At 60.5% G+C, this 16411-nt stretch carries 13 protein-coding genes; 3 read left to right on the top strand and 10 right to left on the bottom strand.

From position 1 onward, the window contains the following. Positions 1-464: 464 nt before the first annotated feature. The 7 genes from BXU06_RS03110 to BXU06_RS03080 all read right to left on the bottom strand — a co-directional run bounded on the left by BXU06_RS03110 (position 465) and on the right by BXU06_RS03080 (position 8863). Entirely contained in the window at positions 465-1313 is an 849-nt protein-coding gene (locus tag BXU06_RS03110) for an ABC transporter ATP-binding protein (RefSeq protein WP_077296731.1), read from the bottom strand. Positions 1314-1397: 84 nt separating this feature from the next. Continuing rightward, positions 1398-2726: an ABC transporter substrate-binding protein gene (locus tag BXU06_RS03105; RefSeq protein WP_077296729.1), complete on the bottom strand. Its 1329-nt coding sequence runs from the start codon at positions 2724-2726 to the stop codon at positions 1398-1400. 130 nt (positions 2727-2856) lie between these two features. Then, the gene (locus tag BXU06_RS03100; RefSeq protein WP_077296727.1) at positions 2857-3921 is read right to left on the bottom strand and encodes a branched-chain amino acid ABC transporter permease; all 1065 of its coding nucleotides are present in this window, start codon (positions 3919-3921) and stop codon (positions 2857-2859) included. A gap of 90 nt (positions 3922-4011) precedes the next feature. Continuing rightward, positions 4012-4893, bottom strand: a complete 882-nt coding sequence (locus tag BXU06_RS03095; RefSeq protein WP_077296725.1) for a branched-chain amino acid ABC transporter permease — start codon at positions 4891-4893, stop codon at positions 4012-4014. A gap of 22 nt (positions 4894-4915) precedes the next feature. Then, entirely contained in the window at positions 4916-5704 is a 789-nt protein-coding gene (locus BXU06_RS03090; RefSeq protein ID WP_077296723.1) for an ABC transporter ATP-binding protein, read from the bottom strand. Positions 5705-5721: 17 nt separating this feature from the next. Further along, a complete protein-coding gene (locus BXU06_RS03085; RefSeq protein WP_077296721.1) occupies positions 5722-7701 on the bottom strand; it encodes a long-chain fatty acid--CoA ligase in 1980 nt (659 codons plus the stop codon). A 307-nt stretch (positions 7702-8008) separates the two neighbouring features. Further along, positions 8009-8863 carry a 3-hydroxybutyryl-CoA dehydrogenase gene (locus tag BXU06_RS03080; protein WP_077296719.1) on the bottom strand — a complete coding sequence of 285 codons (855 nt, stop codon included), beginning with the start codon at positions 8861-8863 and terminating at the stop codon, positions 8009-8011. A 189-nt stretch (positions 8864-9052) separates the two neighbouring features. Here BXU06_RS03080 and BXU06_RS03075 point away from each other — a divergent pair, with 189 nt between their 5' ends. The 3 genes from BXU06_RS03075 to BXU06_RS03065 all read left to right on the top strand — a co-directional run bounded on the left by BXU06_RS03075 (position 9053) and on the right by BXU06_RS03065 (position 11978). Further along, positions 9053-9457: a MerR family DNA-binding transcriptional regulator gene (locus tag BXU06_RS03075; protein WP_077296717.1), complete on the top strand. Its 405-nt coding sequence runs from the start codon at positions 9053-9055 to the stop codon at positions 9455-9457. Positions 9458-9560: 103 nt separating this feature from the next. Then, entirely contained in the window at positions 9561-10742 is a 1182-nt protein-coding gene (locus tag BXU06_RS03070; RefSeq protein ID WP_077296715.1) for an acetyl-CoA C-acyltransferase, read from the top strand. Between the two features lie 96 nt (positions 10743-10838). Next, entirely contained in the window at positions 10839-11978 is a 1140-nt protein-coding gene (locus BXU06_RS03065; RefSeq protein WP_077296713.1) for an acyl-CoA dehydrogenase family protein, read from the top strand. Between the two features lie 200 nt (positions 11979-12178). On the opposite strand, the gene BXU06_RS03060 is transcribed toward BXU06_RS03065, so the two are convergent. The 3 genes from BXU06_RS03060 to BXU06_RS03050 form a co-directional block, all read right to left on the bottom strand. Next, the gene (locus tag BXU06_RS03060) at positions 12179-14005 is read right to left on the bottom strand and encodes an ATP-binding protein (protein ID WP_077296711.1); all 1827 of its coding nucleotides are present in this window, start codon (positions 14003-14005) and stop codon (positions 12179-12181) included. A gap of 78 nt (positions 14006-14083) precedes the next feature. Next, the gene (locus BXU06_RS18565; protein WP_374754323.1) at positions 14084-14209 is read right to left on the bottom strand and encodes an IS4 family transposase; all 126 of its coding nucleotides are present in this window, start codon (positions 14207-14209) and stop codon (positions 14084-14086) included. Between the two features lie 664 nt (positions 14210-14873). Continuing rightward, positions 14874-15987 (bottom strand): IS630 family transposase gene (locus tag BXU06_RS03050; RefSeq protein ID WP_150125082.1). Its coding sequence is split into 2 segments (ribosomal slippage): positions 14874-15561 and positions 15560-15987, totalling 1116 coding nucleotides; the frame shifts between segments, so codons are not numbered across the junction. Positions 15988-16411: the final 424 nt, after the last annotated feature.

Here is a 16411-nt window from a genome sequence, read left to right as displayed (position 1 = left end):
GCGCAGGCGGGAATCCAGAAACTCACCACGGCGTGGTACGGGCCAATACGCGACAAACGGCGGTTAAAGCAGCTTTACCGTCACCACGCCGTGGTGCCTTGCCTGGGTCCCCGCCTGCGCGGGGACCACGATTTTCTCCGGCATTCCTCATGTTCATGCAACGCTCAATCCGTTGCGCTTAACCGCTTTACCCCCCGTGTGCAGCGCCGAGCATCGCAGACCCTCAGGGGGACGTCCGGCACGGTTGTTTGAGCGGCGGCGTAGCCGACGCGAGTTCCCGGGCCGGCCCTGAGGGTTGAGAAGCGCAGGGCACCCAGCCGCAGGCTGGGCGCGGAAGTCGGGTCGCCTTTCTTTGCCTTCTTTCTTTGGCGAAGCAAAGAAAGAAGGTCGGCTGCGGGACGAACTCCCGCCCCAAATCAGCCCCAGCACATCAGCGCGACCACCCCCTCAACAACAACCCCCCCTTACGCCAGCCACCGCTTGCGCCGACGATAATGCTTCACCTCACGGAAGCTCTTGCGCCCCTCGCCCCCCAAGCCCAGATAAAATTCCTTCACATCCTCGTTGGTGGACAAAGCCTCCGCCGTGCCATCCATCACCACCCGGCCATTTTCCAGAATGTAGCCAAAGTTGGCGTAACGCAGCGCCACCATGGTGTTCTGTTCGGCGAGCAGAAAGCTCACTCGCTCTTTTTGATTGAGGTCTTTGACGATCTCGAAAATTTCTTCAACAATCTGCGGGGCCAGGCCCATCGACGGCTCGTCGAGCAAAATCATGCTGGGCTGCGCCATCAGCGCCCGACCCACTGCCACCATCTGCTGTTCACCGCCCGAGGTGTAACCCGCCTGGCTTTGCCGACGCACTTTCAGCCGGGGAAAATAGTGGTAAACCTTTTCCAGGCTGTCCTTGATTTCAGCGCGGCCTGCCTTGCGCGTGTACGCGCCAGTCAGCAGGTTTTCTTCCACGGTGAGGTGGCCAAAGCAGTGGCGGCCTTCCATCACCTGCACCACGCCGCGCTTGACCAGTGCGTCCGGGGTGAGCTGGTCCACCCGCTCGCCGCGAAACTCGACCGAGCCCTTGGTCACGTCGCCGCGTTCGCTGGCCAGCAGGTTGGAAATGGCTTTCAGTGTGGTGCTCTTGCCCGCGCCGTTGCCGCCCAGCAGGGCAACAATGCTGCCTTCCGGCACATCCAGCGACACGCCCTTGAGCACCAGAATCACATGGTTGTAAATCACTTCAATATTGTTGACCGACAGCAAGAACGGGCTCGGCTGCTGGTCGGTGTGGCCGGGAACAATGCCGGTTTGACTCATGATGCGGCTCCATAGGGCCGGCGGATAACGCGCATCCGCCGGCAAACAGGACATCCTCCCCGGCAGACACCGGGGCCGGGTGGATTACTTTTCCTTGCTGCAGTCACGCGGGGTGATGCCCTTTTCCTTGGCGTACTTGTCTGCCGAGGCTTTCACCAGCGGGTCGAGCACGCTGTTGTCCGGGGCAATCCAGTTGGAAGCCGGCTTCCAGGCCTTGCCGTCCCACTGCATGAAGCGGGTGTAGCCCGAGCCTTCGTGGTTGGCACACGAGGTTTTCACCCCTGGAATCATATTGGCGGCACCCAGCGCCTTCAGCCGGGCGGCGTTCAGGTCGAGGTGCTCCAGGCCCCAGCGCACTTCGTCGCCATTCAGGGCTTTTTTGCCAAACTTGCCCTGCGCCACACGGATGGCTTCCACCATCATGATCCCGCCGATCACGCCACGGTTGTAGTTGACCGTGCCGATGGCGCTTTGCTCGGACAGATTGCCCTTGCCGTTGGCGTACAGGGTTTTCTGGATGTCCTGAATCACCGGGAAGCTGGTGCCGTCGGAAGCAAAGCTGCCGGCGATATAACCCTTGGCGGCATCACCTGCCGGGATCACGTCTTCTTCCGAGCCGCCCCACCACACTGCCACCACCTTGTCACGCGGGAAGCCCACCTTGGCGGCGGCCTTGATCGCCGCCGGGGTCATCACCCCCCAGCTGCGCAGAATGACGAAGTCTGGCTGCTGGCGACGGATTTCCAGCCATTGCGATTGCTGTTCGGTGCCCGGTGCCGGGACTTCCACATTCACCAGCTCGAAACCGTATTTCTTGGAAAACGCCTCCAGCACCGGCATGGTTTCCTTGCCGTAAGCCGAGCCGTGGTAGAGGTTGACGATCTTCTTGCCCTTGAGCTTGTCCATGCCGCCCAGGCGCTGGCCGATATAGCTGATCTTGGCCGAGGCCTGGCTCCAGTACGAAGTAATCAGCGGAAACACATAGGGAAACACGCTGCCGTCCTTGGCGTCGGCGCGGCCAAAGCCGATGGTCACCAGCGGAATCTTGTCCTGCGAGGCGCGGTCCATGGTGGCGTAGGTGATGCCGGTGGACATGAAGTTGAACATCGACGCGCCGGCCTCACCCTTGCCCTTGAGCCGCTCGTAACACTCCACACCCCGGTCGTTCTTGTATTCGGTTTCGCATTCTTCGTAGGTCAGCTTGACGCCGCCCACGCCGCCCTCCTTGGCATTGACCAGATTGATGTAGTCAATCAGGCCGCCGTAATACTTGGAGCCGCCCGATGCATACGGGCCAACACGGTAGCTGGGAATCGGGATGAACTGCTCGGCAGCCCAGGCCTGTCCGGCGGCCAGCGTGCCCAACGACACGGCCACAGCCAGGACGGAACGCTTCAGGGAATTCGTCTTCATGGTGTCTCTCCTCGGTTTTTGAATGTCAGCTACGGCTTTGCCATGCCGCCGTCTGCGCGACGGCATGGCGGGACTACACAAGGGATGGATGCCAGGCATCCGCTGTCTGCCACATCATGCTCAGCATCACTTAGTGCGGGAACGGCCACATGCGCAGCTTTTCCTTGGCGATCTGCCACAGGCGGGCCAGACCATGCGGCTCAACAATCAGGAAGAAAATAATCAGCCCGCCAAACAGCATCATTTCCAGGTTGGACAGAAACTGGGTGCTGACCGCGCCGTGGAACAGTTGGCCCACCAGATTGAGCACAATCGGCAGCAGCACGATGAACGCTGCGCCCAGATAGGAGCCCAGAATCGAGCCGACACCGCCGACAATGATCATGAACAGCACCTGAAACGAGCGGTGCAGGTCGAAGGCTTGCGGATCCACCGTACCCAGCAGCACGAAGGCCCACAGCGCGCCGGCAATGCCGCAGTAAAACGAACTGATGGCAAAGGCCAGCAGCTTGGTTTTCAGGATGGGGATGCCAATCACTTCGGCGGCCACGTCCATGTCGCGCACCGCCATCCAGCTGCGGCCCATGGCACTGCGCACCAGGTTTTTGGCCGCCAGGGTGAGCACGGCGACAATCGCCAGGGTGAACAGGTATTTCTTGGCGGCAGTATCGATGGCAATGCCAAACACCTGCATTTCCGGCGCAGAAATCACCCCCGAGCTGGAATAATTGGTGAACCAGCCAAATTTGGTCAGCGCCCATTCAATGAAGAACTGCGCTGCCAGGGTGGCCACGGCCAGATAAAAACCCTTGATGCGCAGGCTGGGCAAGCCGAACAACACCCCGACCAGCGCCGCCATTACCCCCCCCAGCAGCAGGGCGAGCAAGAGCGGAATCCCTGGGATGCGGATCATGAAGTTGTAGGTGGCAAACGCGCCCACCGCCATGAATGCCGCCGAACCCAGCGACAGCTGGCCAGCGTAGCCGGTCAGGATATTCAGCCCCAGCGCGGCCAGCGCCAGAATCAGAAAGGGGGTGAGGATGCCGGCCAGGAAATAATTCGACCCCACCACCGGGATGACGATAAAGGCCAGGGCGAGCAGGCCGAACATGAACAGCCGGTCCTGCAGAATCGGCAAAATGGCCGAGTCGCTCTGATAATTAATCTTGAACTGTCCAGCTTCGCGGTAAATCATCGCTATTGACTCCAGAATGGGGCTGGGTAAGAGGGGGTACCGGGCCGGATGGGCAGGGGCTGTGCCACCCGCCACACCCAGGAGGGCCGCTTACACCCGCTCGATATGACGTTCGCCAAACAAGCCTTCCGGGCGAACCAGCAAAAACAGCAGGGCGAGCATGTAGGGGAACCAGTTTTCAATGCCGCCGCCAATGAATGGGCCCAGGTACACTTCGGCCAGCTTTTCGCCAGCACCGACAATCAGCCCGCCGACAATCGCCCCCGGCACCGAGGTAAAGCCACCGAGAATCAGCACCGGCAGCGCCTTGAGCACCACCAGCGTCAGGGCAAACTGCACCCCCAGCCGCGAGCCCCACAGCATGCCGGCCACCAGGGCAACAAAACCGGCCACCGCCCAGACAATTGCCCAGATATGCTTGAGCGGAATGCCCACCGACAGCGCGGCCTGATGGTCATCGGCCACCGCACGCAGCGCACGGCCCAGCTTGGTTTTCTGGAAGAACAGCGCCAGCGCGGCCACCAGCACGCCAGACAGGGTGGCGGCAAACAGGTCGAACTTGGAGATGAACACGCCCATCACATCGAACGGTTCATCGGCAATGCCCAGATCCAGGCCATGCACTTCGGTGCCCCACACCGTCTGCGCCAGGCCTTCGATGAAGAAGGACAGGCCGATGGTGGCCATGAACAGTGAAATTGGCGGCTGGTTGACCAGCCGGCGCAACACAATCCGCTCGATCGCTACCCCCATCAGCACCATGATGCCCAGGGTAATGGCCAGGGCAATCCAGAACGGCACGCCCATTTTTTCGATACTGACAAAGGTCAGCGCAGCAAACAGCACCAGTGCGCCCTGGGCAAAGTTGAATACCCCAGAGGCTTTGTAGATCAGCACAAAACCCAGCGCCACCAGCGAGTACATCACCCCGGCGAGCAGGCCGCCGACCAGCACTTCAATAAAAAATTGCATGATTCTGTTTCTCCTGAGGCGGCTAGTGCGAGGTGCCCAGATAGGCGGCAATCACATCCGGGTTGGCGCGCACTTCCTCGGGGCTGCCGTCGCCAATCTTCTTGCCGTAATCCAGCACGATCACCCGGTCGGAAATATCCATCACCACGCCCATGTCGTGTTCGATCAGCACGATGGTGGTGCCAAACTCGTCGTTGACGTCGAGGATGAAGCGGCACATGTCCTGTTTTTCTTCAACGTTCATGCCGGCCATCGGCTCGTCCAGCAGCAGCAGGGTGGGCTCGGCGGCCAGCGCCCGGCCCAGCTCGACGCGCTTTTGCAAACCATAAGGCAGGCGGCCCACCGGGGTTTTGCGGATGTTTTCGATTTGCAGGAAATCGATGATTTCTTCCACCTTGCGCCGGTGGCGGATTTCCTCGCGCTGGGTAGCCCCCCAGTACAGCGCCTGCTGCAGGAAGTTGGTGTGCATCTTCAGGTTGCGCCCGGTCATGATGTTGTCCAGCACGCTCATGCCCTTGAACAGGGCGATGTTCTGGAAGGTGCGGGCAATGCCGTGGCGGGCAGCTTCGTGGGCGTGCATGCTCTGGCTGGCATGGCCCTTGTAGATGATCCGGCCTTCCTGCGGGTGATAGACGCCGTTGATCACATTGAGCATCGAGCTTTTGCCCGCCCCGTTCGGGCCGATGATCGCGCAGACTTCGTGCTCGCGGACATCCAGGCTGATATTGGTCAGCGCCTTGACCCCACCAAAGGACATGGAAATATTTTCCACCTTGAGGATCACGTCGCCGATCTTGCGGTTGGGATTCATGTCGTCGCCTCTTACGGTCAGGCCGTGGTCAACGGAAAGATTTGCGTATCGCGCAGCTTGAGCGTGGCGCGGATATTGCCGGTGCGGCCATCTTCAAACTTCACCTGGGCATCGATGGTGCAGTCCACGGCATCGGAATACAGCGCGTCGATCAGCATGCCGTAGCGCTCGGAAATGAACTTGCGCCGAACCTTACGGGTGCGGGTCAGCTCGCCGTCGTCGGCGTCCAGTTCTTTATGCAGAATCAGGAAGCGCTTGATTTGCGAGTGGCCCAGACGCGGGTCGCGCGCCAGGTCGGCATTCACCTTTTCCACGCATTCGCGGATCAGCTCGTACACCGGTTCCTGGCCGGCCAGGTCGGTGTAGCCGGTGTAGGGCAGGTTGCGTTTTTCCGCCCAGTTGCCCACCGCAGACAGATCGATATTGATAAACGCCGTGGCATGGTCGCGGCCATCACCAAAGGTGACCACTTCCTTGATATACGGGAAGAACTTCAGCTTGTTTTCCAGGTATTTCGGCGCAAACATGCCACCCTGGGTGAATTTGCCCACGTCCTTGGCCCGGTCGATGATTTTCAGATGGCCGTCGTCATCAAAGAAGCCGGCGTCACCGGTCAGCACCCAGCCGTCGTCAGTCTTGGTTTCGGCGGTGGCGTCCGGGCGATTCCAGTAGCTGTGGAATACACCAGGGCCACGGAAGATCACCTCGCCGCTGTCGGCAATCTTCACTTCCACGCCGGGTGCCGGGGTGCCCACGGTGTCTGGCTTGATCTGGCCATTGGGTTGCACGCAGATCATCACATAGGCTTCGGTGGAGCCGTACAGCTGCTTGATGTTGATTTTCAGCGCCCGGTAAAAGTCGAACAGCTCGGGGCCAATGGCTTCGCCAGCGGTAAACGCCAGCTTGATGCGCGAGAAGCCCAGCACGTTTTTCACCGGGCCATATACCAGCAGATTGCCCAGCCAGTAACCCAGCCGGTCCCAGAAGCCTACTTGCTGGCCATCGACAATGCGGGTGCCGGTCTTGCGCGCATGCTCCATGAAATAGGTGAACAGCCAGCGCTTGATCGGACTGGCGTCTTCCATGCGGATGGTCACCTGGGTCAGCAGGTTTTCATAGACGCGCGGCGGGGCAAAGTAATACGTCGGCCCGATTTCGCGCATGTCGGTCATCACCGTTTCGCTGGATTCCGGGCAGGACACGCAAAACCCGGCCACCATCGACTGCGCATAGGAAAACAGGTTGTCGCCCACCCAGGCCATTGGCAAATAGGCCAGCACTTCTTCCTGGTCGGTCAGCCCTTCCATTTCAATGCTGTTGCGCGCGGTGACAATCATGCTGTGATAAGTGTGCGCCACGCCCTTGGGGTTGCCGGTGGTGCCTGAGGTGTACAGCATGATGGCCACGTCTTCGGCCCGCACGGCGTCTACTTCGCTCTGGAAAAAATGCGGGTGCTCGTCGTGGTAGATCCGTCCGTCACCCAGCACTTCGGCAAAGCTGTGCAGGCCGTCGTGCTGGTAGTGGCGCATGCCGCGCGGGTCGTCGTAAACAATATGCTGCAGCGACGGCAGGCGGTCGCGGATGTCCAGCAGCTTGTCCACCTGCTCCTGGTCTTCCACCACGGCAAAGGTCACCGCAGCATCCTGCAGCACAAACACCATTTCTTCGGCCACGGCATCCTGGTACAGCGGCACCGGCACGCCGCCCAGGCATTGCGCCGCCGCCATGCTCCAGTACAGGCGTGGCCGGTTGTCGCCGACAATGGCCAGACGGTCGCCACGCTTGAAGCCGCGCGCCGCCAGTCCGCAGGCCATGGCGCGCACTTCGCCGGCCACCTCGGCCCAGCTCCAGGTTTGCCAGATGCCCAGGTCTTTTTCCCGCATGGCGGGGCGCTCACCGCGCACGGCGGCGTGGTTGAGCAATAGCTGGGGAAAAGTATCAAGTGCCGGCCTTGACGGCGCGGGGGTCTCGACACGCAACGCTTGCGGGCTTGCCATGTGTGTTGTCTCCATCCTCATGTTCTCGGAGCGCCGCCACGAAGGGGCGATGCTCTGGCTCTGTTCAGGCGGTGCGCCAGCACACCACCGGTTCAGCGTGTTGCCTGCCGGGTGAGCCCGGTCTGTCGGCAACATCCGGCCCGATGGGAATCGGGCCGGGGGGCGGGGGCTGGCGACATGGGCCAGCCCATCAGATTTAGTTACGTTGACGTTAACGTCAACTTGTGCAAACTAGACTAGCCGAAGCGGTCAATGTCATGCAAGAAAATTCGATGTTGCACTGCAACAGTGCATGACAAGTTCAAGCTTATGATTCATAACCGTAAAAACCCCTAGTGGCCTTGCGGCCCAGCTGGCCAGCATCCACCATCTGCACCAGCAGCGGGCAGGCACGGTACTTACTGTCGCGCAGCTCGTGATAGAGCACGTCCATGATCGCCAGGCAGGTATCCAGGCCAATCAGGTCGGCCAGCGCCAGCGGGCCAATCGGGTGGTTCATCCCCAGCTTCATCACCGCGTCGATGTCCTCGGTGCTGGCAATGCCCTCGTGCAGGCAGAAAATCGCCTCGTTGATCATCGGCATCAGCACTCGGTTGGAAACAAAACCCGGAGCGTCATTGACGCTGACCGGGGTTTTGCCCAGCGGGCCGGTCAGCGCGCGAATGGTGGCAAAGGTGGCGTCGTCGGTCTGGCGGGCACGGATGATTTCCACCAGCGGCATCACCGGCACCGGGTTCATGAAGTGCATGCCAATCACCCGCTGCGGCTGCGCCACCGTGGCGGCCAGCCGGGTCAGCGAAATGGATGAAGTATTTGATGCCAAAATGGTTTCTGCGCTGACCACTTCGGCAATCTTGCCAAACAGCTCGGCCTTGATTGCCCAGTTTTCCGTCGCAGCTTCAATCACCAGCTGGCAATCGGCCAGCGCGCCCAGTTCGGTGTGACTGCTGATCCGTTCCAGCGCCGCATCGGCCTGCAGGCTGTCCAGCGCCGCCTTTTTCACCAGCCGCGCCAGGCTGCGGCTGATGGTGTCGTGCGCGCGCGACAAGGCATTGGCGCTGACATCCACCAACACCACCGAGTAACCGGCCTGGGCGCACACCTGGGCAATGCCGCTGCCCATCTGACCGCCGCCCACCACCCCAATTTTCTGAATGTCCATCTGTTCCTCCTTGCGTTGATTGTGCGGGTATGGCTAAACTACTATCACGTTTACGTAAACGTCAACATTTTCTGACCACTGACATCCGGCCAGCCTGCGCCGGCCACCCTGATTCAGCAAGGGTGGCCGGCGCAGGGTGAAACGCGGTAAAATCAGCCGCTTACCCGACACCAAACGAGTTGCAGCATTGTGAGCATAGTCCAGGACAGAACCTTCACCATCGGCGAGCTGGCGCGTGAATTCGACATCACCGCGCGCGCCATCCGCCATTACGAAGATCAGGGCCTGCTGGAGCCGGAGCGGCGTGGCCAGCACCGGATTTACTCGCGGCGTGACCGGGTGCGGCTGATGCTGACCCTGCGCGGCAAGCGCATCGGGCTCACCCTGCAGGAAATCCGCGAGCTGTTCGAGCTGTACGACACTGCCAACGACGATGAATCCCAGCTGTTCGAATTCATCAAGCTGCTGTCGCGCCGCGAAAGCCAGCTGCGCCAGCAGCAGGAAGACATCAATGCCGTGCTCAAGGAAATTGGCTCCTTGCGGGTGCAGTGCGAGCGTTTGCTGGAAAAACGCACCGGGGGGATCCCCGAGTGAGTTTTTTCTTGCCAGGTTAACGTTAACGTAAACGGTAGTTTTACGCATTGACATGCTACCGAGACCGCGCCGCATTCACCGGCCACCACCCAGGAGAACCCCCATGCAAGACCCCATTGTGATTGTCGGAATGGCCCGCACCCCGATGGGCGGGCTACAAGGCAGCCTGTCCAGCCTCACGGCGGCCCAGTTGGGTGCCGCCGCGATTGCCGCTGCCGTGCAGCGCGCTGGCGTGGCCGGCGAAGATATTGACGAAGCGCTGATGGGCTGCGTGCTGCCCGCCGGCCAGGGCCAGGCCCCGGCGCGCCAGGCCGTGCTGGGTGCCGGCCTGCCGCAATCGGTGCCCAGCACCACCGTCAACAAGATGTGCGGATCGGGCATGAAGGCGCTGATGCTGGGCCACGATCTGTTGCTGTCTGGCAACAGCCAGGTAGTGCTGGCCGGCGGGATGGAAAGCATGAGCAACGCCCCCTACCTGCTGGCCAAGGCGCGCGCCGGCTTCCGGCTGGGCCACGGCGAAATCAAGGACCACATGTTTCTGGACGGCCTGGAAGACGCCTACCAGAAAGGCACGCTGATGGGCGTATTTGCCGAACAGTGCGCCGAGCACTATGGCTTTACCCGCGCAGTGCAGGATGAATTTGCCATCCGTTCGCTGACCCGCGCCCAGGAGGCAATTCGCGCGGGCCGGTTTGTCAGCGAAATTGCCCCGGTCACACTGCAGGGCCGCAAGGGCAGCGAAACCGTCAGCGAGGACGAACAGCCGCTGAAGGCCAATCTGGACAAGATTCCCCAGCTCAAGCCGGCCTTCAAGAAAGACGGCACGGTCACCCCGGCCAACGCCAGCTCGATTTCTGATGGTGCCGCCGCGCTGGTGCTGATGCGCGCCAGCGAAGCCGAACGGCGCGGGCTGACCCCGCTGGCGCGGATCGTTGGCCACAGCAGCCACGCCCAGGCACCGGCCTGGTTTACCACCGCCCCCACCGTTGCCATCGAGAAACTGCTGGGTCGCATCGGCTGGCACGCCGACAGCGTGGACCTGTACGAAATCAATGAAGCATTTGCCGTGGTCACCCTGGCGGCGATGCACGACCTCAAGCTGCCGGCAGAGAAAGTCAATCTCCACGGTGGCGCCTGCGCGCTGGGCCACCCGATTGGCGCGTCGGGCGCGCGCATCGTGGTCACCCTGCTGGCGGCATTGCAGCACTATGGCTTGCGCCGTGGCGTGGCCAGCCTGTGCATTGGCGGCGGTGAAGCCACCGCGCTGGCGATTGAGCGGATGTAAGCCAGCCAAGTGCGACGTGCTGGCGCAGCGTCTGATGCGACAGCACCACTTGCTGGATTTTTATTTGCTGCATTTATGACTGAGGATGGCCCAAGCATGATTCTGTCCCCCGAACACCAACTGTTGCGCGACACCCTGGCCGACTTTGCCGAGCGCGAACTCAAACCACACGCCGCACGCTGGGCCGATGCGCATGAATTCCCCGCCCAGGCACTGCACAAGCTGGGCGAACTGGGGCTATTTGGCATTACCGTGCCACTGGAATGGGGCGGTGCCGGGCTGGACAGCCTGGCTGCGGCGGTGGCGCTGGAAGAAATCGCGGCGGGCGACGGAGCCACCTCGACCATTATTTCCGTCACCAACTCGGTAGGTTGCGGCCCGATTGAGCGCTTTGGCAATGCCTGGCAAAAGCAGCAGTTCCTGCAGCCCATGGCCAGCGGCCAGTGGCTGGGCGCTTTTTGCCTGACCGAAGCCCAGGCCGGCTCCGACGCCAGCGCGCTGCGCACCCGCGCGGTGCGCGACGGCGACGACTATGTGCTTAACGGCAGCAAGCAGTTCATCACTTCCGGCCAGCATGCCGACATTGCCATCGTGATTGCCGTGACCCAGCCCAAGGCCGGCAAAAAAGGCCTGTCGGCATTCATCGTGCCCACCGCCACACCGGGCTACCAGGTGGCGCGGGTGGAAGACAAACTCGGCCAGGCCGCCAGCGACACCTGCCAGATCGTGTTTGACCAGTGCCGGATTCCCGCCACGCACCGGCTGGGCGAAGAAGGCGAAGGCTACCGGATTGCCCTGGCCAATCTGGAATCCGGACGCATTGGCATTGCCGCCCAGTCGCTGGGCATGGCCCGTGCCGCGCTGGACTGCGCGCTGCGCTACGCCCGCGAGCGGGAAAGCTTTGGCCAGCCCATCATCACCCATCAGGCAGTGAGTTTTCGCCTGGCCGACATGGCCACCCAGCTGGAAGCCGCCCGGCAGCTGGTCTGGCACGCCGCCTGCCTGAAAGATGCCGGCCTGCCCTGCCTGAAAGAAGCGTCCATGGCCAAGCTGTTTGCCTCGGAAATGGCCGAAAAAGTCTGCTCGGCGGCGCTGCAAACCCTGGGTGGCTATGGCTATTTGAAGGATTTTCCACTAGAGCGGATTTACCGCGATGTGCGGGTGACGCAGATTTACGAAGGCACCAGCGACATCCAGCGTCTGGTGATTGGCCGTGCGCTGGCCGACGGGCTGTAACCGTCAGGCTGGATTGACCGTGTTTCCGGGCTACTCTCCTCAGTACCCGTTGGGCCCGCCCGGCTTGCCTGGGCGGGCATTTTTCTGCCGGGCGCGCCGCGCCCACGGATGTTTTCCACCATGGCTTTCCTGAACGATTTTGGGGCGGGCTGCCAAGCCCATCGCACGACACAGCCGTGAGGGAACGCGCAGTGACGAAACTAGAGCATTTTCGACAAGCGTGCCATCCAGCCTTTGACCTCGCCATTTGGGTCTCGCTCGGCGAGTCTTTCTGCTGTCATGCAAGGGAAGGCCTTCCTCGCGAGTAGCTTCTTGACCGTACTGTCTTTCTTGGGCTCACCACCGGGGTTTTCCGCGTGCAGTGCCATTGCGACCGCCTTCGGCACGGCATTTCCGTCAGTGTTCAAGTGATCGGCAACTTCCACTTCGACCGCGAGCGCGTCTTTGATGGCGGCAGGGTGGAGGTAGCTTTCGATTTCATGCTTCGACGTCTGAGTAGCCCATGAGCCGTCTTGGCGGGCGTTTACGTCGGCAACCGCCTTACCGTAGTTGGGAACGTCGCTGTCGTAAATGTGCGCCTCCTTGCGGCCGAGGCCTGAAAGGTAGCGCTCGGCAACCCAGTGCTGCAGGGTTGACCCACCGGATGGCACGAATGCGAAACGAGGATCGCTCGAAAGATCGGGCAGCTTTGGATCCGCAATGTGCAGTGCACGGCTTAGGCATTTCAGTGCATCGATGTCCGTCGGCCCTTCAACGCAGATGAGGACTTTCACCCGGCTGTCCGCCATAAGGCCGAGTGCCGCGGCAACATGCTCGAAAACATCGACGCCGGACTCAACGCAAGGCTTCTTCGCCTCGTTGCGGCTGACGTAACGGATGCTATCAGTTGGCAATTCCGCCGCAAACCCCGGGCTGTGCGTGGTCAGGATGACCTGGCAGCCGTCATACCCTGCTAGCGTCTTGAAGGATTCGATCAGGATCTTCTGGTTGTTTGGGTGCTGAGCGGTCTCGGGTTCTTCGATCGCGTAGATGATGCTTCGTGCTTTGCCGCCGCTGGCGAGACGCCGTTCGGCGGCAGCTTTGAAGAAGCTGACCAGGATCAACCGACGGATGCCACTCCCGCGCTTATTTAGCGGAATGCCGTCGTCAGTTTCCATATTGATCGAGAAGAGGCCCTTCCACTTTGACTGTGTGGGTGGGGTGAACTGCGGAGTCAGTTCTTTGGCGAGGTTCGGGTCGATGGTCTTCAGAGCGTCGTGCGTTAAGCTGGCGATTTCTTCGGCCTTCTGCCGCACCTTGGCCTGGATCGCCTCAATCTCCGCCTGCAGTTCGGCCAGAGCCTGGGTCACGGCAGCCATCATGGGTGCCTGAACTTCGCCGTCGGAGTCCTTGCTGTTGCGGTCGCTCTGGAACAGGGCAAACATCGGCAGGTAGGCTTGCAACTGGTCCCAAATCTTTTTGCCGTCTTCCTTACCCTTGCTCAAAGGGATTGTGACCTCGGTAAGCTGCAGGTCGGGCTCGCTGGCCCATAGTGCTTGCCGCATGCCGGGATTGCCCTTCAGTGCGACGTCCAACCCCTTCCTCTTGACGAGGTTCTGGAGATCCTTTTCTTTGAGATCGAGCAGATTTTCAACACCGGGCGCTGTCGGGTGGTGCGCCAGCAGGCTGACCTCCTCAGTGGGTTTGGCTCCCTTGCAGTCGAATACCTTGCGGATCTTGAGGGTGCCGATCGCTGTCAGCAGATACTCTGCCGCGAGCGTCGTCACCGCACCCGCATCGAGTGTCAAGCTTGGCGGCAGTTCGGAGAACTCGCAGGTGATAGACACCTTCGTGTCGTTGCTGTAGACGTTTGCGTCACCCGACTCGATCTTGATAGTCTCGTTGTTGAAGAAGATCTCCAGCGCCTCAAGGACCGATGATTTCCCAATGTCGTTCTTACCAATGAAGGTGGTCAGATCGTCGAACCTGACAGTGATTTCCTCTTGGTAGCACCTGAAGTTCGCAATCGAAACGCTTTTCAGTCGCATGGACAATCTCCCTGAGGCGGTCGTGAGTCCGCCATGTTTTGTACTTTGCCGGATTATAAGGCAGCCTGGGTCATCTCATTACACACATCGTACACAACAGCTCACGAGCAAAGCGCATCCCTCAACGCACACAGCAATGTCACGTAGTCCAAGCCACAGCGTCTTGGCCCCCGGCTCGCTATCTCCTTTTCGCCGCTCTTCAATTCAATGCTTTCTGCGCGCAGTCGCTGAGTGACTGTGCATGCTTTGCGCCCTCGTCCTGCCGGTAGCGAGAAGGTCATGCTTCCCAACGGCTGCACCTGTTCCAGCCGAGTCCAGAGCTTGCCGCCGCCAGGCAGGCAGCGAATCAGGTAGTCGGCTGCGTGTCCAAGATCATGGGCTTTGATGAGTAAAACCAAGATATCTGCTTCGCGATCAGCGATATAGACTTGCCAGGTCTGCGGTAGCGCGCTTGCCATGAGGTTTTGGCATTGGATAGCAGGCAATAAGCAGCTTGTGTTTCGGCCCGTGACAGACTCCGGGGATGTTTTCGGTGGGTTTGTTGCTCAGTCGTTCGGCCAACAGCACGGCGCAAGCATTGAGCCTAGTAGCCAGTCACGTTGAAACACGATGGCTCACGTTCCACGACGAACCACTCGCCGCGCCCCACCGCGTCATTCCCGCGCAGGCGGGAATCCAGGCGTGTCCACAGCGCACAGCGGGGTGAGTTCTCACGAGCGCTTACCTGCGCCATGCCCACCGCGCCCGCTGTGGCGCGGTCTGGGTTCCCGCCTTCGCGGGAACGACACCTGAGGTGAAACTCATGCCGAAAGCGGTCGAGTCGCCTGTCAGTCGATTCAGATCATGGTGACTGGCTACTAGTAGCCAGTCACGTTGAAACGCGAGGATAAAGACGAGCAAGCTTACGCCGGGCATCCTGAGTGGAGAACTTCCACTTGACGGGGATGGCGTTGGCGTTGCGTTCACGCACATTGGCCTCAACCTCGCGTCGCAGCATTTCTTCATCGGCGATACGTTGCGACAAACACATGTTAGACAGCACCGCCAGCTCAAGCTCAGCGATGTTGAGCCAGCTGCCATGCTTGGGGGTGTAGTGAAACTCCAGCTTCCTGGCAATGGCGCGGGCTTCTTCTGGCTGAAACGCTTCGTAGAGAGAGGCTGTTTTGTGGGTGTTCAGGTTGTCCAGAACAACCCGAATCACTTCCGCGTCCGGGTAGCATTCGACGATGTGCTGCATGGCGTGAGCAAAGTCGATCTTGGTGCGGCGCTGCATGATCAGTACATCCCGCCAGCCCCGCTTCGGTTCGCAGATCATCATCAGATTGCGCACGCCGTTGCGCTTGTATTCAGTATCCTGACGAGCGGGCGCGCTGGGTTGTGGCGGTATGGGTTCACGCACCTCACCAATCAGTTGCTTCGGGCTTTCGTCGAAGCAGATGACCGGGCGTGCCGGATCATAGGGTTCTGCGTACAAATCAAGCAGATCTTCCATCGGCGCAACAAATTCGGCGCCGACCTCAGGAATACACCACTCCTGCACCTGCCACGGTTTTAAGGTGTTTTTTTAAAAGCCGACGCACCGTTTCGTGACTGAACGAATCGGCGTATCCCAGTTGTACGACCTTGTCGGCCAACAGACGCAAGGTCCAGTGGTCATGTCCGGCGGGAGGTGGGGTACAGGCGGTGGCAATCACATGGGCGCATTGCTTATCCGTCAATTTCGGTGCTTTTCCAGGACGCGGTCTATCGCTCAACGCGGCTTCGACGCCTTCTTCGACACATCGTTGCCGGGTGTGGTGGATCATGGTGGCGGACACGGCCAGGGCTTCCATGATCGCCGTATCCTTACAGCCCGCTGCCGCCTTCAGCAGTATCCTGGCCCGCGTTTGCTTGCGCGCTGCGCACTTGCCCTTGCACAGTATGGCTTCCAGCATTTCGACTTCGTCATCTGTCAACGTGACACGATACTTGATGGTGGGCATGGTGGTTTCCTCAGCGGGGTTGTGCCGTCCTGTATGCAGCAGCTGTGCCTATTATCTGTTCATATCATCGTGACTGGCAGCTAGACCGCTTTCGGCATGCGTTTCACCTGACGTGTCGTTCCCGCGCAGGCGGGAACCCAGACCGAGCTACAGCGTGCGCTGTGGGTGTTGAGCGTTGTCGGATAGTCAGCGCGCTGTGGATGCCCCTGGATTCCCGCCTGCGCGGGAATGACGCGGTGGGGTGCGGCGGATGGTTCGCTGTGTCAAATCAAGATGTTGTGTTGAAATAAATAAAGCAAGACATCCGACGTCGGCTTGCTCGCAGGTACCCTCGTGTTTCAACGTGACTGGCTACTAGCGTCATCCAGGTTCAGGGTTTTTAATTCTTCTTCTGCCCAGTCCATGGCGGCGCTCGTTGGCGAGA

It is taken from the genome of Aquaspirillum sp. LM1, from assembly GCF_002002905.1.
Taxonomy (GTDB): domain Bacteria; phylum Pseudomonadota; class Gammaproteobacteria; order Burkholderiales; family Aquaspirillaceae; genus Rivihabitans.
The sequence above is the reverse complement of the archived record's forward strand: the minus strand, read 5'-3'. Positions and strand labels throughout refer to the sequence as shown.